The 22,892-nt window shown below is 61.8% G+C and carries 18 protein-coding genes and 1 tRNA gene; 13 read left to right on the top strand and 6 right to left on the bottom strand.

Features of this window, described 5'->3' with window-relative positions:
- The first annotated feature begins 502 nt into the window (after positions 1-502).
- The 3 genes from FSO04_RS30210 to FSO04_RS30200 all read left to right on the top strand — a co-directional run bounded on the left by FSO04_RS30210 (position 503) and on the right by FSO04_RS30200 (position 3,313).
- On the top strand, positions 503-1,567 hold the full coding sequence (locus tag FSO04_RS30210; protein ID WP_154565279.1) for a glycosyltransferase family 4 protein: 1,065 nt from the start codon (positions 503-505) through the stop codon (positions 1,565-1,567).
- A gap of 268 nt (positions 1,568-1,835) precedes the next feature.
- Positions 1,836-2,690, top strand: a complete 855-nt coding sequence (locus FSO04_RS30205) for a hypothetical protein (protein WP_154565278.1) — start codon at positions 1,836-1,838, stop codon at positions 2,688-2,690.
- A gap of 158 nt (positions 2,691-2,848) precedes the next feature.
- Positions 2,849-3,313, top strand: a complete 465-nt coding sequence (locus FSO04_RS30200; protein ID WP_154565277.1) for a DUF2214 family protein — start codon at positions 2,849-2,851, stop codon at positions 3,311-3,313.
- Between the two features lie 69 nt (positions 3,314-3,382).
- Here the strand turns inward: FSO04_RS30200 and FSO04_RS30195 are convergent, their stop codons facing one another.
- From FSO04_RS30195 to FSO04_RS30175, 5 genes are all read right to left on the bottom strand, one after another.
- Entirely contained in the window at positions 3,383-5,260 is a 1,878-nt protein-coding gene (locus FSO04_RS30195; RefSeq protein ID WP_154565276.1) for an ABC transporter ATP-binding protein, read from the bottom strand.
- A gap of 519 nt (positions 5,261-5,779) precedes the next feature.
- Positions 5,780-5,854 (bottom strand) — tRNA-Val (locus FSO04_RS30190).
- Between the two features lie 48 nt (positions 5,855-5,902).
- Complete coding sequence (gene dnaQ / locus FSO04_RS30185) at positions 5,903-6,655, bottom strand: DNA polymerase III subunit epsilon (protein WP_154565275.1); 753 nt, start codon at positions 6,653-6,655, stop codon at positions 5,903-5,905.
- 80 nt (positions 6,656-6,735) lie between these two features.
- Entirely contained in the window at positions 6,736-7,182 is a 447-nt protein-coding gene (gene rnhA, locus FSO04_RS30180; RefSeq protein WP_154565274.1) for a ribonuclease HI, read from the bottom strand.
- Positions 7,179-8,042: a class I SAM-dependent methyltransferase gene (locus FSO04_RS30175; protein ID WP_154565273.1), complete on the bottom strand. Its 864-nt coding sequence runs from the start codon at positions 8,040-8,042 to the stop codon at positions 7,179-7,181. Before FSO04_RS30175 ends, rnhA begins: the two co-directional genes overlap by 4 nt.
- 19 nt (positions 8,043-8,061) lie before the next feature.
- On the opposite strand from FSO04_RS30175, the gene gloB reads away from it, so the two are divergent.
- From gloB to FSO04_RS30140, 7 genes are all read left to right on the top strand, one after another.
- Entirely contained in the window at positions 8,062-8,853 is a 792-nt protein-coding gene (gene gloB, locus FSO04_RS30170) for a hydroxyacylglutathione hydrolase (RefSeq protein ID WP_154565272.1), read from the top strand.
- 157 nt (positions 8,854-9,010) lie between these two features.
- Positions 9,011-10,705, top strand: coding sequence for a transglycosylase SLT domain-containing protein (locus tag FSO04_RS30165; RefSeq protein ID WP_154565271.1), 1,695 nt, complete (start codon positions 9,011-9,013; stop codon positions 10,703-10,705).
- Between the two features lie 201 nt (positions 10,706-10,906).
- Positions 10,907-12,148: an MFS transporter gene (locus tag FSO04_RS30160; protein WP_154565270.1), complete on the top strand. Its 1,242-nt coding sequence runs from the start codon at positions 10,907-10,909 to the stop codon at positions 12,146-12,148.
- 429 nt (positions 12,149-12,577) lie between these two features.
- Entirely contained in the window at positions 12,578-13,732 is a 1,155-nt protein-coding gene (gene carA / locus FSO04_RS30155) for a glutamine-hydrolyzing carbamoyl-phosphate synthase small subunit (protein ID WP_054036255.1), read from the top strand.
- Positions 13,733-13,887: 155 nt separating this feature from the next.
- Entirely contained in the window at positions 13,888-17,142 is a 3,255-nt protein-coding gene (carB, locus tag FSO04_RS30150) for a carbamoyl-phosphate synthase large subunit (protein WP_154565269.1), read from the top strand.
- A 152-nt stretch (positions 17,143-17,294) separates the two neighbouring features.
- On the top strand, positions 17,295-17,771 hold the full coding sequence (gene greA / locus FSO04_RS30145) for a transcription elongation factor GreA (protein WP_054036257.1): 477 nt from the start codon (positions 17,295-17,297) through the stop codon (positions 17,769-17,771).
- Positions 17,772-17,791: 20 nt separating this feature from the next.
- Positions 17,792-18,301, top strand: coding sequence for a DUF4149 domain-containing protein (locus FSO04_RS30140; RefSeq protein ID WP_154565268.1), 510 nt, complete (start codon positions 17,792-17,794; stop codon positions 18,299-18,301).
- Between the two features lie 132 nt (positions 18,302-18,433).
- Here the strand turns inward: FSO04_RS30140 and FSO04_RS30135 are convergent, their stop codons facing one another.
- The gene (locus tag FSO04_RS30135) at positions 18,434-18,964 is read right to left on the bottom strand and encodes a YhbY family RNA-binding protein (RefSeq protein ID WP_154565267.1); all 531 of its coding nucleotides are present in this window, start codon (positions 18,962-18,964) and stop codon (positions 18,434-18,436) included.
- A gap of 182 nt (positions 18,965-19,146) precedes the next feature.
- On the opposite strand from FSO04_RS30135, the gene FSO04_RS30130 reads away from it, so the two are divergent.
- The 3 genes from FSO04_RS30130 to folP all read left to right on the top strand — a co-directional run bounded on the left by FSO04_RS30130 (position 19,147) and on the right by folP (position 22,871).
- Complete coding sequence (locus FSO04_RS30130; protein WP_054036258.1) at positions 19,147-19,809, top strand: RlmE family RNA methyltransferase; 663 nt, start codon at positions 19,147-19,149, stop codon at positions 19,807-19,809.
- 189 nt (positions 19,810-19,998) lie between these two features.
- Positions 19,999-21,888: an ATP-dependent zinc metalloprotease FtsH gene (gene ftsH / locus FSO04_RS30125; protein ID WP_074282683.1), complete on the top strand. Its 1,890-nt coding sequence runs from the start codon at positions 19,999-20,001 to the stop codon at positions 21,886-21,888.
- A gap of 83 nt (positions 21,889-21,971) precedes the next feature.
- Positions 21,972-22,871, top strand: coding sequence for a dihydropteroate synthase (gene folP / locus FSO04_RS30120; protein WP_174825320.1), 900 nt, complete (start codon positions 21,972-21,974; stop codon positions 22,869-22,871).
- Positions 22,872-22,892: the final 21 nt, after the last annotated feature.

The raw sequence follows: 22,892 nt of genomic DNA, 5'->3' as shown, positions 1-22,892 counted from the left end.
CGGTGGTTCACGCAGGCTGCGGAATATTTCGGGATATAATTACAAATTGCATTCAACTGCGGTGCGGCATTTCTTCAATGCCTGCCGGCAAAGTTGACACAGGAGCTTACAGCGACCGTCTTCGGAGCAGCGTTGCAAGCCAGTTGCTACTGTAGAACTGTCTTATAAAACAAGGGTTTGTAAAGTGTTTCGCCTTTGTAACAACGTAAAGACTTTGAAATGTTGTGGTGCAGCGAGATCCCCGGCATTGATAATGCATGCTCTGCTAGCCCACCGAAATATCTGACAGTTTGTCAACGTAGGTGCCATGTGTGCGTTTACCGGCACATGCGCAGACAGCGAACTGCTGATCTGGGCTCACTACCCAAGCGATCCATCGCAGGATTTCTCGAAAGAATCAGGCCCGCGCCGGCATATCCGGCCAGACTGCCCTGGCGAGCAAGCGAGTCGCTTTTACCAAACGCAGTACTTTTGCCTGATTTTTTACGAGGAGTTCTTCATTATGCGAATCGCTCAAATCGCTCCCTTGCACGAGGCGGTTCCTCCCAAGCTTTACGGCGGGACGGAACGCGTGGTGTCCTACCTGACCGAAGCGCTGGTTGAACAGGGCCATGACGTCACGCTTTTCGCAAGCGGCGATTCGCAAACCTCGGCGAAGCTCGAAGCGTTCTGGCCGCAGGCGCTGCGCCTCGACCCGACCATCCGCGACGTGATGGCGCCGCACATGCTGCTGCTGGAAGAAGTGCGCCGCCGCGCGGACGAATTCGACGTGCTGCATTTCCACATCGACTACTACCCGTTCTCGCTGTTCGCCCGCCAGCCGGTGCCGTTCCTGACCACGCTGCACGGCCGTCTCGATCTGCCGGAACTGCAGCCGATCTTCAACACGTTCAGCGACGTGCCGGTGGTGTCGATTTCGGACAACCAGCGCATCCCGCTGCAACAGGCGAACTGGCTGCAAACCGTTTATCACGGGCTGCCGGAAAACGTGCTCACGCCGATCAAGGACGTCGAGCCGGGCTACCTCGCATTCCTTGGCCGCGTCTCGCCGGAGAAGGGTCTCGACCGTGCGATCCGCATCGCCGGCCAGGCAGGCATGAAGCTCAAGGTCGCCGCCAAGATCGACAAGGCCGATCGTGCCTATTATGAAGAAGTGATCAAGCCGCTGATGGCGCTCCCGCACGTCGAATACATTGGCGAAATCGGCGAAACCGAAAAGCGTGAGTTCCTCGGCAACGCGCACGCACTGGTGTTCCCGATCGACTGGCCGGAGCCCTTCGGTCTGGTGATGATCGAAGCAATGGCTTGCGGTACGCCGGTGATCGCGTTCAACCGTGGTTCGGTGCCGGAAGTGATCGAAAACGGCGTGTCGGGTTTCGTCGTCGAAGACGAAATCAGCGCGGTCGCCGCAGTGAAGCGTCTGCACACGCTGCCGCGCACCGGAGTGCGCAAGGCATTCGAAGCGCGCTTCTCGTCGAAGGTCATGGCGAAGAACTACGTTGCCACCTACGAAGAGCTGCTGCGTCAGAAGCATCGCACGGTGCTGCGCGAAGTGAACGCCAGTTGAGCGCCAGCTAAGTACGGTACGTAAAAGCAGCCAGACCGGCTGGCCGGGCGCGCGCTTTCGGCGCCCAGTGATCGATGGTCCGGCTGCCCCAGCAACGCCCCGCGTGCATCTCGCCTGCGGGGCGTTGTTGCATGCGCGCCGCGATTTTGCGCGTATGCGGCAGAAAGTACGGTTTTGGGACCGGCAAGCATGAGCCTGTCTCGGTAATATCCCTATAATGGCCGTGCCGCAAATCTGGCTGCGGCGCCGTCGACGACAGGAGGATGCTTTGGCGAGAACGAAAGAGACGCGTGCGAACGCGGCGCCCGGCGCCGGAATGATTTTCGCGCTGCGCGCCATCGGTCTCGTGCTCCTCACTCGCTGGCTCTTTTCGATGGCGCAGATGGACCTGGGCGCGTCGCTGTCGGCGATGGTGTCCTCGCCGTGGGCGTGCATCAACCTGGTGTTCCTGTTCCTGCTGATCTTCCTGCCGGGCGCCCGCGCCGTGGCCGAGCGCCCGTTGCATCCGCTGCCGCAATGGTTGCGGCAGGCGGTGCGTCTGTTTGCTTTCCTCGGATTCCTGTTTGCTGTCTGGTCGGTCGGCGCATTTGCGGCGAGCGCCGGTTGGCGGCGCGCCGCGCAGGCGGTGGCGGCCACCAACGGCTGGCTGTTGGCGGCACCGGCGTTGTACGCGGCGGTCGTGTGGATTTGCCGGCCGCGCGCGCTGTGGCGAACCAATATCGCTGCGCGGCGCTTTGCAATCGGCCGCTATGCGGTCTCGCTCGATCCGGCCACGCGCACGGTGGTCGTCTGGGCCGAGCGTCGCAAGGTGGGGCAGTACGACGCTCGCGAATTGTCCGTGCGCTGGGCGGCGGCGCCAGGCATGGGCGCGCCGCCGGCGCCTGCCCCGGCGGTGGCGTTCGGTGTTGCCGGTGAAGCGGGTCGACCTGCAGCGCCGGTCGGTTCGGTCGGCGCGCCTGCGCTGGTGCGCAGCGGCTTCGGCCGACGTCCGAAAATCGAATTGCTGTGGGATTCGCCGGCTGCGGCGGGACACAATCGGCAAACCGTGTTCCGCGCCGCGCTGACTACCGAGGGCGATCGGGTCGCCGCGCGAGCGCTCGACACATCGTTGCGGCAAGTCTGAAACTGTCGCTCCGGACAGTCAGCTACAACACGCGGGCGAAGCAGACATCGTAAAGTGCGGTAGTCGATAATAAGACATGTAAGAAAAAGTGCCGCCCGGCGTTTCGGTGGGCGAGTGAGAGATACATCGATCGTATTGCGTCGTTTTCAGGAGTCGCTATGCTGGTTCGCTGGTTGCTTGCCGCCCTTCATCTACTTGCTTATGGCTTTGCCCTCGCGTCGATTCTTCGGCGCACCTGGTCATTGCGGCGAGCCAGCGTGCCTGCTGCGCTGCGATCCGTATTCCGCTCCGACTCGCGGTGGGGTCTTTCGGCTTTGGTGCTGATCGTCACCGGTCTGATGCGCGCCTTCGGCGGTTTCGAAAAGGGCGCCGACTACTACCTGCATGAGCCGCTCTTTCACTTGAAGATGACGCTGCTCGTGCTGATACTCATTCTCGAAGTCCCGACGATGCTCGGCCTGATGCGCTGGCGCGCAAGTATCAGAAAAGGCGCGCCGCCTGATTTGCGAAAGGCCCGTAGTTATGCGCGGTTCAGTGTGATCCAGACCGTGCTGCTGGTGTTGATGGTGTTCGCGGCGACCGGCATGGCGCGCGGCATCGGGCTGCCTGCGGGCGTGGTGTAGGTGCGTAAGCCTGCAGAAAACGCCTGTTACGGCGGCTTCTGCAGGACGTCCCGCACGCTTCTTCGCAATTTACTTTTCGACCAGCAAGTCTGAATCATCGCGTCGATTCGCCTTCGCGCCCGCGGTCTTGTGCATGACTTCCGAATCGCCCAGGCCCTTGATCAACTCCAGCGCCTGACGTTCGAACAAGCGCCTGTACAAGCCGTTCTCGAGTCTGATCAACGCCTCGTGACTACCTTCCTCGATGACCTTGCCCTTGTCCAGCACCAGCAGTCTGTCCAGCGCTCGCACGGTGGACAGACGGTGCGCCACCACCAGCGTCGTGCGGCCCATCATCAGCCGTTCCATGGCCTGCTGGATCAGCACTTCGCTTTCGCTGTCGAGGCTCGAGGTCGCTTCGTCCAGAATCAGGATCGGCGCGTCCGCGAGAAACGCCCGCGCAATCGCTACACGCTGACGTTCGCCACCCGAGAGCTTGATACCGCGTTCGCCCACCAGCGTGTCGTAACCTTGAGGCAGCGCCGAGATAAAGCCGTGCGCACTCGCGAGCTTCGCGGCGCGTTCGATCTCGGCACGGCTCGCACCGGGCCGTGCATAGGCGATGTTCTCCGCCAACGAGCGGTGAAACAGCACCGGCTCCTGCTGAACGATGGCGATCTGGCTGCGCAACGACGCCTGCCGCACACGGGCGATATCCTGACCGTCGATCGTGATCCGGCCTTCCGAAATGTCGTAGAGCCGCTGGATCAGCTTGATGAAAGTCGTCTTCCCCGAACCCGAATGCCCGACCAGTCCGACGCGTTCTCCCGGCGCGATGCGCACGGAGAAGTTGTCGTAGAGCGGCGTGGCTTTCGCACCGTAGTGGAAGGTAACGTGCTCGAAGCGAATTTCGCCTTTGCCGATCGAGATCGGGCCCGCGCCGGGGCGGTCTTCGATGCCCAGCGGCTGGCTCTCCAGCGACACCAGTTCTTCCATGTCGTTGACGGAGCGCTGCAGGTTGCGGATGTGCATGCCTACGTCGCGCAGATAGCCTTGCAGCATGAAGAACATCGTCAGCGCGAACGTGATATCGCCGACGCTCGCTTCGCCGCGCACCCACAACAGCAACGCGGCGCCGAGAATGGCGGCCTGGATCGCCACCAGCATGCTGCCCTGCACGCCGCCGTTGATCGTGCCGCGAATCCACGTGCGGCGCGTGCGATGACGCCACTTGACGATCACACGCTCGAGCAGGGCTTCTTCGCGCGCTTCGGCGCCGAACGCTTTCACCACGCCATTGCAGCTGACTGCGTCGGCGAGGGCGCCGCCCATGCGCGTGTCCCACGCGTTAGCGAGGCGCGCGGCGGGCGCAACGAAGCCGAGCGACAGGGCCACGGTCGCCGCGATATAGAGCACCGAACCAATACCGACGACCGCGCCCATCATCGGCCAGCGCCAGCCGAGCAGCACCGTTGCGCCGACCAGCATGACCAGCGACGGCAGCAGCGCGACCAGCAACGTGTCGTTGAGCAGATCGAGCGCCCACATGCCGCGCGTGATCTTGCGCACGGTGGATCCGGCGAAGCTGTTGGCGTGCCAGTCCGTCGAAAAGCGTTGCACGCGATGAAAAGCGTTCCCGGCGATCTCGCTCATCATCTTGAGCGTCAGCCTGATGAGGTTGAAGAACACGCCCTGGCGAAGCAGTGTGGCGCCGAGCCCGAGCGCACCCAGCACGCAGAAGGCCGTGATCGCCGCGTGCCACGCGACGGCGTCGCCGGCGGAGCCGGATGCGATCGCGTCGACGAGCCGCCCGGCGAACATCGGCGTGAGTACGTCGGCCAAAGCCGAGAGCAGCACCAGCGCCGCAATGACGAAGATGCGCCAGGGCTGTTTGGCCCAGTGACGGAAGGTGAAGCCAAGGACGTCCTTGAAGGCTTGTCCACGAAAGTCGAGTTTTTTTCTAGTCATTTGCCACGACCCGGTGGCGCGCGAGCGCACCGAGGTTCCAGTCAGGAGCGAAAGGAAGAGACAGTCAAGCGAGCCGCGCTGTGTTGACAGCAATGCCGGCAATGAGACTACGGACTGTCTGGGAATTGCACGGGACGCCTGGTCAGGCAGAACCGCGTGAGCGACAACGCGACAAACTTAAGGTCGCGAGAATGGTCGTGAAGCCATCCCAAGGAGAGCGATATGCACTGCGAACATGTGACGCCTCCCTGTAGTCGAATGAAGTGAAGGAATGGACGGGGCGAGTGCCCGAAAACTGACTATATCAGCAGTATTTCGCGGCCGCAATCGTACGAAAGTTCGGTGTTGACTTCGAAGCAGAGTCGGCGCAGATGCAGATGCGTATCGACGCACACACACGTGATCAATCCGGCGCGCGCATGCCTGGAAACAAACAGAATCAAGCGGAAGCAAAAACAAAAAAGCCCTCGACTTTCGTCTAAGGGCTTTCTCTTGCGGTTCTTCGGGAACCAGCGAATCTGGTGGGTGGTACAGGGATTGAACCTGTGACCCCTGCCGTGTGAAGGCAGTGCTCTACCGCTGAGCTAACCACCCGAAGAGAGCCGAATTATGTCAGGGATTTTTCGACTCGTCTAGTACTTTTTAAGTGGTTTGCTCATCCGCGGCCGCGGCCGCAGCCGCAGCCGGAGCCGGTTCGAGACGCCACACGCTCGTGCCTTTGACCGCTTTGTCGAGACCGTCGAGCACGGCCTGATGTTCGGCGACTTCGTCGTCGCTCGCGGCGATCACGACCAGATTCAGCGAATCGATCGCGATGCGCGGTGCGTTCGCATCGCCGCCGCCGTGCGAATCGCCGAGCATGTCGATAACGAGGCTCTCCTGGCCGCGCGTCATTGCCAGGTAAACCTCGGCAAGCAGTTCCGAGTCGAGCAGTGCGCCGTGCAAGGTGCGGTGTGCGTTGCTGATGCCGAAGCGGTCGCACAGCGCGTCGAGCGAATTGCGCTTGCCCGGGAACATCTGCTTGGCGCGCGCGAGCGTATCGATGATCTCGCCGCAGTAGGTTTTCACCGGCGGCAAACCTAGCAACGCAAATTCGGCATCCAGAAAGCCGATGTCGAACGGCGCGTTGTGAATGATCAGTTCCGCGTCCTGAATGAAGTCGCGAATCTGATCGGCAATCTCGGCGAACTTTGGCTTGTCGCTCAGGAACTCGGTGGTCAGCCCGTGAACGGCCAAAGCGCCCGGATCGCTTTCGCGTTCCGGGTTGATGTAGAAATGCAGGTTGTTGCCCGTGAGCCGGCGGTTCACCATTTCGACGCAACCGAGTTCAAGGATCCGGTCGCCGGTTCGTGCATTCAGGCCGGTGGTTTCGGTATCGAGGATGAGTTGACGCATGTCGGATTAGCCTGCTCTAAAAAAATCAGCAAAAAAGAAGGGCGCGCGCGTGGGCGTCGCCGCGGACATCACGGCACGCATCACATTTCTGCGAGTGACGCGACGCCGCGATTGGCCAGTTGATCCGCGCGTTCGTTTTCCGGGTGGCCGTTGTGACCGCGCACCCAGCGCCATTCAATTTCGTGCTGCGCGACGAGCGCATCGAGCCGCTTCCAGAGATCGGCGTTCTTCACCGGTTGCTTCGCGGCGGTGATCCAGCCTTTTTTCTTCCAGCCGTGAATCCATTCGCTGATGCCTTTCTGCACGTACTGCGAGTCAGTGTGCACGACGGCCTTGCAGGGGCGCTTGAGCGCCTCGAGAGCGCCGATCACGCCCATCAGTTCCATGCGATTGTTGGTGGTGTTGGGCTCACCGCCGAACAGTTCTTTTTCCTGATCGCCGAAGCGCAGCAGCGCGCCCCAGCCGCCGGGGCCGGGGTTGCCCTTGCAGGCGCCGTCGGTATAAATATCGATGATGTCGGAAGTCATTGTGTGTGGTTGCGTGTGTTCGGAGTGGCGGCGGGCGCGAGGCCCGCGGCGAGGACAGGTTTCTTGACTTTCAGCGGGCCGACGAGGCGCATGCCGCGCACGCGCTTGATCGCCTTGATCATGTAGGTGGCGCCGAAAATCGGCCACCAGCGGTCGCCGGCGGCTTCCATGAAGCCATAGCGGGACAGCCATTGTTCGCTGCCGAGCGGCGGACGATAGCAGCCAAAGCGCCCGCGTTCAAGGTCGAAACCCAGCAATTTGATCCAGTCTTTCAGGCGCGTGAAGGCGATCAGGTCGACTGCGGCGGGCACGAACGGCCGGCCCGTCATCTTGCCGACCGATTGGCGCGCGCCCCACAGCGACAGCGAATTGAAGCCGAGAATGATCAACTGGCCTTCGGGCATCAGCACGCGCTCCGCTTCGCGCAGCAGCCGGTGCGGGTCGCTCGTGAATTCCAGCGTATGCGGCATCACAATCAGGTCGACGCTTTGTGCTTCGAACGGCAAGTCGAGCAGATCGCACCAGACAGCGCTGCGTCCAGCGGGCGCAGGCAAACCCGCGGGCAGACCTTGCGCGGCGCTGTTACCCATGCCCTTGCCCGAGCCATTCCCGGCGCGCCCGAGGCCGCGCGGAAAAGTGTAGGGCGCACTCGCGCCGCTCGCTGCGTCGAGCACGAGCCCGCGGCACGGCATGCGGTTCTCGCGCAGGGCGTCGAGCTGCGGCAGGCCGAGTTGCAGCGCATGGTAACCGAACACGTCGGACACCACGCGATCGAGCTGGGTCTGTTCCCACTCGAGTACGTAGCGGCCGGGCGGTGAATCGGTCCAGGCGGGCCAGTCTATAATTGCTCGATCAGTCATATCAGAGAATGCGTCACCTATGAATGCGCTCGAGTACGTACCGGTCCCGGCGTTTGAAGACAATTACATCTGGGTCGTTTCCGACGGGCATCATGCGGTGGTCGTCGATCCGGGTGAGGCCGCCCCCGTGCGCGCATATCTGGCGAAACGGGGTTGGCGGCTGAGCGCTATTTTACTCACGCACCATCACCAAGACCATGTCGGTGGGGTGGCCGATCTGCTGAACGGCCAGGCCGTTCCCGTGTACGGCCCCGCTGGTGAGGCGATCCAGCATCTCACGCATCGTCTCAATAACGGCGATCACGTGACGATCGCGGCCCCCGCACTCGAATTCAGCGTACTCGACGTGCCCGGTCACACAAGCGGTCACATTGCCTATTTTCAGGCGGCCGACCCGCGCGGCACGCCGCACGTGTTTTGTGGCGACACGCTGTTCGCGTGCGGCTGCGGCCGCTTGTTCGAAGGCACGCCCACGCAGATGCTGGCGTCGCTGGATGCGCTGGCCGCGCTGCCCGGCGCGACCGAGGTTCACTGCGCCCACGAGTACACCTTGTCGAACATCCGCTTCGCGCTCGCCTGCGAGCCGGGCAACGCCGAATTGCAAGCCTGGCGCGACACGGCGAGCGAATTGCGCGCGCGCCATGTGCCGACGCTGCCCACCACCATCGCCCACGAACGCGCCGTGAATCCGTTTTTACGCGCCGACAGTCCGGCGATTCGCGCTACCTTGCAAGAGCAGTTGCACGAAAAAGTGTCCGATCGTTTGACCGCATTTACGCTGATGCGCGAATGGAAAAACCGCTTCCGTTGACCCGTTGAGCATCGGGGTGTTCCTCACGCGAAGAATCGCAAAAATTCGCCAAGCCTAAGATTTCCTTGATTTTTTTCGTAATTTTCCGATTGACGTAAACGTTGCCGTTTCGTACTATCGGCTGCAAATTCCAGCCCTTGTGGAAGCCGAGACGTTCATGCGATTTATCTTTAGTGCGTTGTTGGTCCTGACACTCGCCGCTTGCGCGAGTCAGGGACCGGCGACGAATAGCCCTACCACCGCAACAAACCCCGCCAGCCAGCAAGCCGTAGCCGACGCCCTTCGCAAGACAGCCACCGCCAAAGAGACGATCAACGTCGATCAAGGCTCGGTCAGTCAACTGACGAGCGCGGACGCCGATTTGTGGGGCCGTATTCGCCGTGGTTTTCAAATGCCGGATCTGCAAACCGACCTCGTCGACATGCAGGTCAACTGGTATGCGCAGCGCCCGGATTACGTGCAGCGCATGACCGAGCGCTCGCAGAAATACCTGTACCACATCGTCGAAGAGCTCGAAGCGCGCAATATGCCGACCGAGCTTGCGTTGCTGCCGTTCATCGAATCCGCATACAGCCCGCAGGCGTTGTCGGTGGCGAAGGCCGCCGGCATGTGGCAGTTCATGCCGGGCACGGGCCGCACCTACAACCTCAAGCAGAACATGTGGCAGGACGAGCGCCGCGACGTGCTGGCTTCGACCAGCGCCGCGCTCGACTACCTGTCCCGTCTGCATGACATGTTCGGCGACTGGCAACTGGCGCTCGCCGCGTACAACTGGGGTGAGGGCAACGTGCAGCGCGCGATCGCGCGCAACGAAGCGGCGGGGCTGCCCACCGACTACCTCAGCCTGCGCATGCCGAACGAGACGCGCAACTACGTGCCCAAGTTGCAGGCGGTGAAGAACATCGTGATGAACCCCCAGATGTACGGGCTCACGCTGCCGTCGATTCCAAATCACCCGTATTTCGTGACGGTCACGACCTCGCACGACATCGACGTGGACATGGCGGCAAAACTCGCGAATCTGTCGCCGGACGAATTCCGCTCGCTGAACCCGTCGTTCAGGAAGCCGGTGATTCTCGGCGCCACGCAGCCGCAAATCCTGCTGCCGTTCGATAACGCCAGCGCCTTCGAACGTAATCTGAAGGCCTATTCCGGCTCGCTGTCGTCCTGGACCACGTATACGGTCACGGAGCGCTCGGCGCCGGCGGCGATCGCGCAAAAGATCGGTGTCGATGCCGACACGCTGATGGAAGTGAACAAGATTCCGGCCGGCATGCGTTTGAAACCGGGTTCCACGATCGTGGTGCCGCGTGGTTCGGACGATGACGAAGACATCAGCGCCGACGTCGCCGAAAGCGCCGTGCTGGCCATGGAGCCCGATGTCCCCGACACCCGCAAGATGCTGATCCGGGTGCGCCGCAATCAATCGATGGCCGCGATCGCAGTGCGTTACGGCGTCTCGATCGGTCAGTTGAAGGCGTGGAATCGCACGCATCGCGATCAGGCTTCGCGTGGTCAGGTGATCGTGCTGCACGTGCCGGTTGGCAAGGCGATGCCGAGCGAACCGGGTCCGGAACGCATCGCGACTGACGTGCAGGGCGGCGGCGTCGAGAAGATCGGCACCCGTGTCACAGACACGAAGAACGATTCGCGCTACGATAAGAAAAAGGGTCGTGGCCGCTCCGCCGTGGTGAAGGTGTCTGAACCGGTGGATAAAGCGAGCAAGCCGACAACGTCCGGCGCCAGCAAGGGCAAGATGACGAAGGTGTCGGCTTCCACGTCCAGCAAGGCGTCGAAGGCCGCGGCAGATAGCCGCCAGAAGACCGTGGCCAACGCGAAGAAGGGTAAGTAGACCAAAAAGCGGCTCCACGGTAGTGACCACATGCGTTGCGGGGGCAGCGCATGAATTGCGCTCCGATCACGCACCGTGTTATTCCGACGCCGTCACCTTAGGGTGACGGCGTTTTTCATTCTGCAGATCAATTCAGGCGAATTTCGCTCATTTCATTTATCGTTCGTGCTCAGGCCTTGTCGGCCGCTCATTTCAAAGCTCATGTCGTCCACCCAGTTGCGCGTCTTTCTGCTGTTTTCCGCCGGTTACTTTGTTTCGTACGTGTTTCGCGGCGTCAATCTGGGCTTTGCGCCCTTCATCACACACGATCTCGGCTTGTCGGCCACGGATCTCGGTTTGCTCACCAGTCTGTATTTCCTCGGTTTCGCGGGCGCGCAGATTCCGGCGGGCGTGTTGCTCGACCACTTCGGCGCGCGTCGGGTGACGGCGGTCACCCTGCTATTTGCCGCGCTGGGAATCTGGGTGTTCGGAGCGGCGCACGGCGTTGGCGCGATGATGGTCGGGCGTCTGCTGATCGGCGTCGGCGTGTCCGTGTGTCTCGGCGCCGCCTTCAAGGCGTTGGCGCAGCATTTCGCGTCGGCACGGTTGCCGTTGATGAACGGGCTGGTGATGGCGATTGGCGGTTTCGGCGGCGTGATGGTTGGCTCTCCGCTCACGTGGGTGCTGGGCTTCGCCAGTTGGCGCGCGGTCTGCGTTGGCTTGGGTTTGCTGACGGTTCTCGTGGCAGTCGCGCAGTGGACCCTCGCGCCAGACGCAAAGGAAACCCATCACCAGGCAAGTCTCGGCGCCCAGTTCAAGGGCACTTTGCGCATTTTGAAGAGCGCGGCATTCTGGAAGATCGCGTCGTTTTCGGTCGTCACGCAAGGCGTGTTCTACGCGATGCAATCGCTGTGGGTCGGCGCCTGGTTGCGCGACGTGCAGGGCTTCGAGCCGCGTGAAGCTGCCGCGCTCGTATCGGTTCTCGGCTTCGCGATGATGGCCGGCTGCGTGGGCTTCGGCGCGGCCGCGCGCAGCCTCGAGCGGCGCGGTGTCTCGCTGTACGTGTTTTGCGGCACCGGCATGGCGCTGTTCGTCGTCACCCAGTTGCTGATCATGTTCAATGCGCCGCTGCCCGCGAGCCTGCTGTGGGCGGCGTATGGGATCTTCGGCGGTACCGGGATTCTCAGCTACGCGGTGATGGCGCGGCACTTCCCGGCGCAGATGATCGGCCGGGTGAACACCACCCTGACACTGATCATCTTTCTGCTGATTTTCGGCTTCCAGATTGGCGTCGGCGCGGTGCTGTCGCACTGGCCGGCCAGTGGCGGACATTATCCGGCCGCCGCGCATCTCACCGCCTGGGGCATTCTGATGGCGCTGCAATTGTTGAGCGCGATCTGGTACGTATTGCCCGGCCGCACAGGGCTTCAGCCGGTGCACGCGCGCGCTGAACGGCCGGTTTAAGGCCGTTGTGGATGGTTCGCCGGGTCGGGTCATATTCGCCGGCTCTATCCCGATTCTGGCCCGCACAAATTTTGTCGACCGGCTTCTGAGCCATGTGCAGCAAGACTTCGACCCGTTTGGGAGGGCGCTCCGCTACGCCGGCTCCCCATCTCGGATTTGGAGGGAAGGGTAGTTTCACGCTATAATTTCAAGGTTTGAGCTTATCAACCCGCACCCTAGCGCCTACCTCTCCCATACCGTTCATCCGCCGCGCGCTTTTGACGCCCCGCACCCCAGCCGAGCCGTCCACACAATGGACCCATCGCGCCCCTTGCGACGTCACCAGCAGTACGCGAGCGAGTCTGCGCGCGCATCCTTGCCGATGCGTTTCGCTGCGGCTCGCAGTCGGATAAACAGGTCGGCAACAGGGTGTTCCCCAAGGAGTCTCCCGTGTTGCCGTCATTTTCTCCCGCTTTGCTCGCACTCGCCGACGGCACGGTCTTTCGTGGTTACTCGATCGGCGCCCCCGGGCATACGATCGGCGAAGTCGTGTTCAACACCGCTATCACCGGTTATCAGGAAATCCTGACCGACCCGAGCTACGCGCGCCAGATCGTGACCCTCACGTATCCGCACATCGGTAATGTCGGCGTGAATGCCGAAGACGTCGAAGCCACGAAAGTCCATGCCGCCGGCCTGATCATCCGCGATCTGCCGGTTCTCGCGTCGAACTTCCGCATGGAGCGCACGCTCCCGCAATACCTGAAGGACGAAGGCGTGGTCGCCATCGCCGGTCTCGACACCCGTATGCTGACCCGCGTGTTGCGCGACAAGGGTGCGCAGAACGGCGCCATTCTGGCCGGTTCGGATGACGAAGCGAAGGCAATCGAACTCGCGCGCTCGTTCCCGGGTTTGTCGGGCATGGACCTCGCGAAGGTCGTGTCGACGAAGGAAAGCTACGAATGGACCCAGACCGAATGGCGTCTGGGCACCGGCTACGGCACGCAGAACGCACCGAAGTACCGCGTGGTCGCGTTTGACTACGGCGTGAAGTACAACATTCTGCGCATGCTGGCTGAGCGCGGCTGCCACGTTACCGTGCTGCCGGCGCAAGCTTCCGCGGCTGATGCGCTCGCGCTCAATCCGGACGGCGTGTTCCTGTCGAACGGCCCCGGCGATCCGGAACCGTGCGACTACGCAATCGCTGCGACTAAAGAGCTGATCGAACGCGGCATCCCGACCTTCGGCATCTGCCTCGGCCACCAGATCATGGGCCTCGCGCTCGGCGCCAAGACCCTGAAGATGAAGACCGGCCACCACGGCGCGAACCATCCGGTAAAGGATCTCGAAGACGGCCGTGTGGTCATCACGTCGCAGAACCACGGTTTCGCGGTCGACGCCGACACGCTGCCGGCCAATGCCAAGGTCACGCACATCTCGCTGTTCGACGGCACGCTGCAAGGCTTCGCGCTGACCGACAAGCCTGCGTTCTGCTTCCAGGGCCACCCGGAAGCGTCGCCCGGTCCGCACGACATCGCCTATCTGTTCGATCGCTTCACGGCGTTGATGGACACGAAGAAGGCCGGCAAGGCAACAGCGGCATAAGCAGCAGAGTGCGAGGCGCCCAGGTGGCGCACGGCTCGCCGCGCGAACAGCGCCTCGGCGCACAAGCGCAGCGAGCCGCACACAACAGAGCGCGCGCAACGTATCAACGCAGCGCGCCGACGGAAAGAATTCAGGAATACATTAGCGAGAGCGTTATGCCCAAGCGGACAGACATTAAAAGCATCCTCATCATCGGCGCGGGTCCGATCATCATCGGCCAGGCGTGCGAGTTCGATTACTCGGGCGCGCAGGCATGCAAGGCGCTGCGTGAGGAAGGCTACAAGGTCATTCTCGTCAACAGCAATCCGGCGACGATCATGACCGACCCGAACACGGCCGACGTCACCTACATCGAGCCGATCACGTGGGAAGTGGTGGAGCGCATCATCGCCAAGGAGCGCCCGGACGCGATCCTGCCGACGATGGGCGGCCAGACCGCGCTGAACTGCGCACTGGATCTCCATGCGCACGGCGTGCTGGACAAGTACAAGGTCGAGCTGATCGGCGCCTCGCCGGAAGCGATCGACAAGGCGGAAGACCGTCAGAAGTTCAAAGACGCGATGACCAAGATCGGCCTCGGTTCGGCCAAGTCGGGCACCGCGCATTCGATGGAAGAAGCACTGCAGGTTCAGGCCGACATCGCAACGCAAACGGGTAGCGGCGGTTATCCGGTCGTGATCCGTCCGTCGTTCACGTTGGGCGGTTCGGGCGGCGGTATCGCGTACAACCGCGACGAATTCGAAGAGATCTGCAAGCGCGGTCTCGACCTGTCGCCTACGCGTGAACTGCTGATCGAAGAATCGCTGCTCGGCTGGAAAGAGTACGAGATGGAAGTGGTCCGCGACAAGAAGGACAACTGCATCATCGTTTGCTCGATCGAAAACCTGGATCCGATGGGCATCCACACCGGCGACTCGATCACCGTCGCGCCGGCGCAAACGCTCACGGACAAGGAATATCAGATCCTGCGTAACGCATCGCTCGCCGTGCTGCGCGAGATCGGTGTGGATACGGGTGGTTCGAACGTGCAGTTCTCGATCAATCCGAAAGATGGCCGGATGATCGTGATCGAAATGAACCCACGCGTGTCGCGTTCGTCGGCACTGGCCTCGAAGGCGACCGGCTTCCCGATCGCGAAGGTCGCGGCGAAGCTGGCAGTCGGCTACACGCTGGACGAGTTGAAGAACGAAATCACCGGCGGCCAAACCCCGGCATCGTTCGAACCGACGATTGACTACGTCGTCACCAAGATCCCACGTTTCGCGTTCGAGAAATTCCGCGAAGCCGATGCGCGCCTGACTACCCAGATGAAGTCGGTCGGCGAAGTGATGGCGATTGGCCGCACCTTCCAGGAGTCGTTCCAGAAGGCGCTGCGCGGTCTCGAAGTGGGCGTGGACGGCCTGGACGAAAAGACCGTCAATCGCGACGAGATCATCCGCGAGATCGGCGAAGCCGGTCCGGATCGCATCTGGTATGTCGGCGACGCGTTCCGTGTCGGCATGACGGCAGAAGAAATCTTCGAAGAGACCTCGATCGACCCGTGGTTCCTCGCGCAGATCGAACAGATCATTCTGAAGGAAAAGGCGCTGGCCGGCCGTACGCTGGCAAGCCTCTCGAAGGAAGAACTCAAGTATCTGAAGCAAAGCGGCTTCTCGGATCGCCGCTTGGCGAAGCTGCTCGGCGCGAAGCCGGCGGAAGTGCGCCAGCGCCGTATCGAGTTGAACGTGCGCCCGGTCTACAAACGCGTCGACACCTGCGCAGCCGAGTTCGCCACGAAAACCGCCTACATGTACTCGACCTACGAGGAAGAGTGCGAAGCGAACCCGACGAACAACAAGAAGATCATGGTGCTGGGTGGTGGCCCCAACCGGATCGGCCAGGGTATCGAGTTCGACTACTGCTGCGTGCACGCCGCGCTCGCCATGCGCGAAGACGGCTACGAAACGATCATGGTCAACTGCAACCCTGAAACCGTTTCGACCGACTACGACACGTCCGATCGTCTGTACTTCGAATCGCTGACGCTCGAAGACGTGCTCGAAATCGTCGACAAAGAAAAGCCGGTCGGCGTGATCGTGCAATACGGCGGTCAAACGCCGCTGAAGCTCGCACTCGATCTCGAAGCGAACGGTGTGCCGATCATCGGCACGTCGCCGGACATGATCGACGCCGCCGAAGACCGCGAGCGTTTCCAGAAGCTGCTGCAGGACCTCGGCCTGCGTCAACCGCCGAACCGTACCGCGCGTGCTGAAGACGAAGCGCTCAAGCTCGCTGAAGAAATCGGTTATCCGCTGGTGGTGCGTCCGTCGTACGTGCTGGGTGGCCGCGCCATGGAAATCGTCCACGAGCCGCGCGATCTCGAACGCTACATGCGCGAGGCCGTGAAGGTGTCGAACGATTCGCCGGTGCTGCTCGACCGCTTCCTGAATGACGCGATCGAATGCGACGTGGATTGCATCTCCGATGGCGAAGCCGTGTTCATCGGCGGCGTGATGGAGCACATCGAACAGGCGGGCGTCCACTCGGGCGACTCGGCTTGCTCGCTGCCGCCGTACTCGCTGTCGAAGGAAACCATTGCCGAGCTGAAGCGCCAGACCGGCGCAATGGCCAAGGCGCTGAACGTGATCGGCCTGATGAACGTGCAATTCGCGATCCAGCAGGTGCCGCAGGCGAATGGTTCGAAAGAAGACGTGATCTACGTGCTCGAAGTGAACCCGCGAGCATCGCGTACGGTGCCGTACGTCTCGAAGGCGACCAGTCTGCCGCTCGCCAAGATCGCCGCGCGTGCGATGGTCGGCCAGACGCTTGCGCAACAGGGCGTGACGAAGGAAATCGATCCGCCGTACTTCAGCGTGAAGGAAGCCGTGTTCCCGTTCGTCAAGTTCCCGGCAGTCGATCCGGTGCTCGGACCGGAAATGCGTTCGACCGGTGAAGTGATGGGCGTGGGTCAAACGTTCGGCGAAGCGCTGTTCAAGTCGCAGCTCGCGGCAGGTTCGCGTCTGCCGGAGTCGGGCACGGTGCTCCTGACCGTGATGGACGCCGACAAGCCGAAGGCTGTCGAAGTGGCGCACATGCTGCACGAACTCGGCTACCCGATCGTCGCGACCAAGGGCACGGCTGCCGCGATCGAAGCGGCCGGCGTGCCGGTCAAGGTCGTCAACAAGGTGAAGGACGGCCGGCCGCACATCGTCGACATGATCAAGAACGGTGAAATCGCGCTGGTCTTCACGACCGTCGACGAAACCCGTGCCGCGATCGCCGACTCGCGTTCGATCCGCATGAGCGCGCAGGCGAACAAGGTCACGTACTACACGACGATGTCCGGTGCACGGGCCGCGGTTGAAGGTTTGCGCTATTTGAAGGACCTGGAAGTCTATGATTTACAAGGTCTTCACGCTCGCCTAAACTAAGGCTTCGAATACCTGTCCAAGATGTAAGTGCCGCGGTTAAGCGGCGTTCCGCAGGTGCTTTGGGCCCGGGTTTCCCCCGGTGCTCCGGCCCCCGCGGAATGCACTTAACCGCGGTGATTTTTTTTACGGCTGTTTTTTGCATAGAGTTGTTTATGAGCACTGTTCCATTGACTAAGCGCGGCGCGGAAATGTTGCGCGATGAATTGCAGCGCCTGAAATCGGTTGAGCGTCCCTCCGTGATCAATTCGATCGCGGAAGCGCGTGCCCAGGGCGATCTGTCGGAAAACGCGGAATACGACGCGGCGAAGGAAAAGCAGGGCTTCATCGAAGGCCGTATTGCCGAAATCGAATCGAAGCTGGCCGGGGCGCAGGTGATCGACCCGGCGGCGGTCGAGGCGGACGGGCGCGTGGTGTTCGGCGCGACGCTCGAACTCGAAGACCTCGATTCGGGTGCGAAGGTCAAGTACCAGATCGTCGGCGACGATGAAGCGGACATTGACCACGGTCTGATCTCGATCAGCTCGCCGATCGCGCGCGCGTTGATCGGCAAGTCGGAAGGCGACGTTGCATCGGTGCAGGCGCCGGGCGGCGTGCGCGAGTACGAAATCATCGCGGTTAGCTACGTTTGAAGGCGGCCCCGGTGTCCTTGATGCCGCATCGACTGTTCCGTCTGCTGACGGTGGTGTGGGTCGGTAGTCTGCTGACTATCGGCTATGCCGTCGCGCCGGTGTTGTTCACGTCGCTCGATCGCATGACGGCGGGCGCCGTGGCGGCGCAACTGTTTCGTATCGAGGGCGTGCTGGGCGCGGTGTGCGGCATTTTGCTGCTGGGTCTCGCGAACGTACTGGTGCGCCGGGGCAGCGACGCTTATCGTCGTTTGCGCTGGTTGATCGTCGGCATGCTGGTGTGCGTGCTGGTGGGTTACTTTGCGCTGCAGCCGTTCATGAATGCAATGCGCATTGCCGCGCTGGAAGCGGGCAGTGATGTCGGGCATTCGGCTTATGCAACGCGCTTTGGCATCCTGCACGGCGTATCGAGTCTGTTTTACCTGATCGAAAGTCTGCTGGGTGTGGTGCTGGTGTGGAAGCTGCCGGCGAGCGTCGGCATTGTGACCGCGGAGCAGGGCGCTCGCGGCGCTGCGGGGAAAGTAACCAGTTGAGTGGTATGGTTCTACCTTGCTTGAGCGGGTTTGCCTGCAGCGCTACCCAAATGGGCATCAAATAGGCATCAGCCAGGCCGCCTGAGCAGTTCACCCCAAGGTGCGGACACCGCCCGCACCCTCATCATTCGCTTACTTCGACGACTGATGCGCGCGCTTCGCGCTGGTCTGGCGCTTCTTGGCGCGTTTGATATTGCCGCCTTGCGTGACGCGTTCATTGCCGCGCACCACGACCGCTTTTGCCTTCGGCTTGCGCATCGGGATTTCGCTGGGCTTCACCACCGTGACCACGCGCGGTGCGCGGCCTTTACCCGGTTTGGCTTCGACAGCCGCTTCGCGGGCGCTCGGCAGGGCGCCGCGCTTGGTCTTGACAGCCGGTTGTACTGCCGCTTCCGGCTTCCAGATCACCAGCAGCTTGCCGATATGCTGGATCGGCGCGGCGTTCAGCGTGTCGCAGATCTGTTCGTAGACGGCGATGCGTTCTTCGCGTTCGTCGCCGAACACGCGGATCTTGATCAGTTGATGCGCGCCAAGGTGGACCTTGATTTCCGACAGCACAGCGTCGGTCAAGCCTTCGGCGCCGACGAGCACGACCGGTTTGAGCGCATGTGCCTGGGAGCGCAACTCGGCGCGTTGGTCGGAAGAGACTTTAAGGGCTGGCATGGAAAGTGGGAGACTCGACTAAAATGGCGGCACCTGCATTTCCGAGAGATTCGGCCAATAGCGCAGGGCGGCGCGTCAGAACAACAGAATCGCGGATGACTGCCAGTTTTGGCGGTGGCCGCGCGAATTAACCGCGTATTATCCCCTAAAGCGCCACATTTCGCAGCAAGAGTTCACCTTTAATGGCAAAAAACAAGTTCAACACGGCGTGGTTGCATGATCACATCAATGACCCGTACGTCAAAATGGCGCAGCGGGAGGGCTATCGCGCCCGTGCAGCCTACAAGCTGAAGGAAATCGACGAGCAGGACAAGCTGATCCGGCCAGGCCAGGTGATCGTCGATCTCGGCTCGGTACCGGGCAGTTGGAGCCAGTACGCCCGCAACAAGCTCGCCAAGGGCTCGCAGCGCGACGCCGAGCGCGAGGGCGGCATCGACGGCACGATCATCGCGCTGGACATGCTGCCGATGGAACCGATCGCCGACGTCCATTTCATTCAGGGCGACTTCCGCGAAGACTCGGTTCTCGAGCAACTCGAAGAATTAGTCGGCGAACGCCAGGTTGATCTTGTAATTTCGGATATGGCGCCCAACCTGTCGGGAGTGGCGGTCGCGGATGCCGCGCGAATCGAGCATCTGTGCGATATCGCGATGGAGTTTTCGCAAAACCACCTGAAGCCGGATGGCGCCCTTTTAGTCAAATGTTTTCATGGCAGCGGTTACAGCCAGATTGTCGAAAAGTTCAAGCGCCAGTTCAAGGTGGTGGCGGCCCGCAAGCCGAAAGCCTCGCGGGACAAATCGTCAGAAACGTTTATTTTGGGTAAGCATCTGAAGCGGCCCGCATAGGTGCGCTGCAGGAAGGTTCCGCATCTGCCGATAATGTGCCTACAGCACCGGAAATTGGCGCTGAAATGGCCCGCTACGCTATTTGTGTGGTAGTGAAACCTTATGGCAGGGGTCTGCGGACTGGATTAGAATGCTTTCGTGGTGCCGCAAGGCAAATGTAGGCGCCCGTCTAAGTGAAGGAGTGGTGCTTTGAACAACAATATGTTTTCGAAAGCAGCAGTGTGGCTGGTTATCGCACTGGTGCTGTTTACGGTGTTCAAGCAGTTCGACAAGCCCCGTGTCCAGGAAGGCGTTTCCTATTCGCAGTTCATGGACGACGCGAAGAACGGCAAAGTCAAGAACGTCATTGTCCAGGGGCGGAACCTCACGGTCACTCCAGCAGACGGCCAGAAGTACCAGATCGTGTCGCCCGGCGACATCTGGATGGTCGGCGATCTGATGAAGTATGGCGTTCAGGTGAGCGGGAAGGCTGATGACGAACCGAATGCGCTGGTGTCCGCGCTGTACTACCTCGGACCAACGATCCTGATCATCGGCTTCTGGTTCTACATGATGCGACAGATGCAGGGAGGCGGGAAAGGCGGTGCGTTCTCGTTCGGTAAATCCCGTGCACGTCTGATCGACGAAAACAACAACGCAATCAATTTCACCGACGTCGCCGGTTGCGACGAAGCCAAGGAAGAAGTTTCCGAACTGGTCGACTTCCTGCGCGATCCGCAGAAATTCCAGAAGCTGGGCGGACGCATTCCGCGCGGCGTGCTGCTGGTCGGCCCACCGGGAACGGGTAAGACGCTGCTGGCGCGCGCTATCGCCGGTGAGGCGAAGGTGCCGTTCTTCAGCATCTCGGGTTCGGACTTCGTGGAAATGTTTGTAGGCGTAGGTGCGGCTCGTGTGCGCGACATGTTCGAGCAGGCCAAGAAGCATGCGCCGTGTATCGTGTTCATCGACGAAATCGACGCGGTCGGCCGTCATCGCGGCGCCGGCATGGGCGGCGGTAACGACGAGCGCGAACAGACCTTGAACCAGATGCTGGTCGAGATGGACGGCTTCGAAGCGAACTCGGGCGTGATCGTGATCGCTGCCACGAACCGTTCGGACGTGCTCGACAAGGCGCTGCTGCGTCCGGGCCGTTTCGACCGTCAGGTGTACGTCGGTCTGCCGGACATCCGTGGTCGCGAGCACATCATGAAGGTTCACCTGCGCAAGGTGCCGATTTCGAACGACGTCGACGCAGCGGTGATCGCACGCGGCACGCCGGGCTTCTCGGGCGCCGATCTGGCGAACCTGGTCAACGAGGCAGCATTGTTCGCGGCCCGCCGCGGCAAGCGCATCGTCGAGATGGCGGATTTCGAAGACGCGAAGGACAAGATCTTCATGGGTCCGGAGCGCAAGTCGGCCGTGATTCGCGAAGAATCGAAGCGCGCCACCGCGTATCACGAGTCGGGTCACGCGGTGATCGCCAAGCTGTTGCCGAAGGCTGATCCGGTGCACAAGGTCACGATTATTCCGCGCGGCCGAGCGCTGGGTGTGACGTGGCAGTTGCCGGAACATGACAACGAAACGTATTCGAAGGACTACCTGCTGGATCGCCTCGCGATCCTGTTCGGTGGCCGTGTCGCGGAAGAGCTGTTCCTGAACCTGATCAGCACCGGCGCGTCGGACGATTTCAACAAGGCAACGGCTACGGCCCGCGCCATGGTGGCTCGCTTCGGTATGACCGACGCACTCGGACCGATGGTCTACGTCGACGACGAAAACGACGCAACGCCGTTTGGCCGTGGCTTCACGCGGACCATTTCGGAAGCGACGCAGCAAAAGGTCGACGCGGAAATCCGCCGCGTGCTCGACGAGCAGTACAACCTCGCCAAGCGCCTGCTGGACGAGAACCGCGACAAGGTTGAAGCGATGACCGCCGCGCTGATGGAGTGGGAAACGATCGACGCCGATCAGATCAACGATATCATGGCAGGCCGTCCGCCGCGTTCGCCGAAGAGCTCGCCGCCGTCGGTTGGCGACGCCTCGTCGGGTGGCAGCCCGGGCACCGAGGTCAAGCCGGGCAGCGCGACCGCGCCGGCCTGATCGGCGACCAGTAGAAAGTGCGGGCCGGTGTGATTCACACCGGCCCGTTTTGCATTTATTCGTTTTACGTGATTGACCGCTACGTGTCGAAAGTCGAATTTCCATCTCTTCCCCTCCCCGAACCGCTGCAATGCGGCCGCTTCAAGCTGACCTTTGAACGCCCGTTGATCATGGGCATCCTGAACGTCACGCCCGACTCGTTTTCCGACGGCGGTCAGTACGCGATGCGCGGCGATGCGCTACGCCAGGCCGAGCGCATGATGCTCGACGGCGCGGACATCATCGACATCGGCGGCGAGTCGACCCGTCCGGGTGCGCCGCCCGTGCCGCTCGACGAAGAACTTGAGCGGGTGATCCCGCTGGTCGAACAACTGCGCGGCGCGAATGTGCCGTTGTCGGTGGATACGTACAAGCCGGAAGTGATGCGTCACGCACTGACCGCGGGCGCCGACCTGATCAACGATATCTGGGGCTTCCGGATGCCCGGTGCGGTCGACGCCGTACGCGACAGCGAATGCGGTCTGTGTGTGATGCATATGCTCGGCGAGCCGCAGACCATGCAGCTCGGTGAGCCCGTCTATGACGACGTGGTGAGCGAGGTGCGGCAATTTCTCGAAGAACGGGTAGCAACTCTGAAGCAGGCGGGCATCGCTCGTGCTCGCATCAGCGTGGACCCGGGCTTTGGTTTCGGCAAAGCGGTGATCGAACACAATTACGCGCTGCTCGCGCACCTGCCGGACACGGCGCCGCGGGCCGAGCCGCCGTACCCCATTCTCGCCGGCATGTCGCGCAAGTCGATGGTCGGCGCGGTTGTCGGACGCCCGGCGCCGGAGCGCGTCGCGGGCAGCATCGCCGCAGCGGTGTGTGCTGCCGGGCGCGGTGCGGCAATTCTGCGCGTGCACGATGTCGCGCAAACAGTGGATGCATTGAAAGTATGGGCGGCCATGCGCGACGCGGCGAATCACAGCCGCGCGCGCGGCTGAACCCGCAAGCCAAGGAGGAAC

The sequence above is a fragment of the Paraburkholderia madseniana genome (assembly GCF_009690905.1).
Taxonomy (GTDB): Bacteria; Pseudomonadota; Gammaproteobacteria; order Burkholderiales; family Burkholderiaceae; genus Paraburkholderia; species Paraburkholderia madseniana.
The sequence above is the reverse complement of the archived record's forward strand: the minus strand, read 5'-3'. Positions and strand labels throughout refer to the sequence as shown.

Coding starts and splice junctions, on each gene's coding strand:
- FSO04_RS30210 (WP_154565279.1), top strand. CDS start 503: ATGCGAATCGCTCAAATCGCTCCCTTGCACGAGGCGGTTCCTCCCAAG.
- FSO04_RS30200 (WP_154565277.1), top strand. CDS start 2,849: ATGCTGGTTCGCTGGTTGCTTGCCGCCCTTCATCTACTTGCTTATGGC.
- FSO04_RS30195 (WP_154565276.1), bottom strand. CDS start 5,260: ATGACTAGAAAAAAACTCGACTTTCGTGGACAAGCCTTCAAGGACGTC.
- dnaQ (WP_154565275.1), bottom strand. CDS start 6,655: ATGCGTCAACTCATCCTCGATACCGAAACCACCGGCCTGAATGCACGA.
- rnhA (WP_154565274.1), bottom strand. CDS start 7,182: ATGACTTCCGACATCATCGATATTTATACCGACGGCGCCTGCAAGGGC.
- FSO04_RS30175 (WP_154565273.1), bottom strand. CDS start 8,042: ATGACTGATCGAGCAATTATAGACTGGCCCGCCTGGACCGATTCACCG.
- gloB (WP_154565272.1), top strand. CDS start 8,062: ATGAATGCGCTCGAGTACGTACCGGTCCCGGCGTTTGAAGACAATTAC.
- FSO04_RS30165 (WP_154565271.1), top strand. CDS start 9,011: ATGCGATTTATCTTTAGTGCGTTGTTGGTCCTGACACTCGCCGCTTGC.
- FSO04_RS30160 (WP_154565270.1), top strand. CDS start 10,907: ATGTCGTCCACCCAGTTGCGCGTCTTTCTGCTGTTTTCCGCCGGTTAC.
- carB (WP_154565269.1), top strand. CDS start 13,888: ATGCCCAAGCGGACAGACATTAAAAGCATCCTCATCATCGGCGCGGGT.
- greA (WP_054036257.1), top strand. CDS start 17,295: ATGAGCACTGTTCCATTGACTAAGCGCGGCGCGGAAATGTTGCGCGAT.
- FSO04_RS30140 (WP_154565268.1), top strand. CDS start 17,792: ATGCCGCATCGACTGTTCCGTCTGCTGACGGTGGTGTGGGTCGGTAGT.
- FSO04_RS30135 (WP_154565267.1), bottom strand. CDS start 18,964: ATGCCAGCCCTTAAAGTCTCTTCCGACCAACGCGCCGAGTTGCGCTCC.
- FSO04_RS30130 (WP_054036258.1), top strand. CDS start 19,147: ATGGCAAAAAACAAGTTCAACACGGCGTGGTTGCATGATCACATCAAT.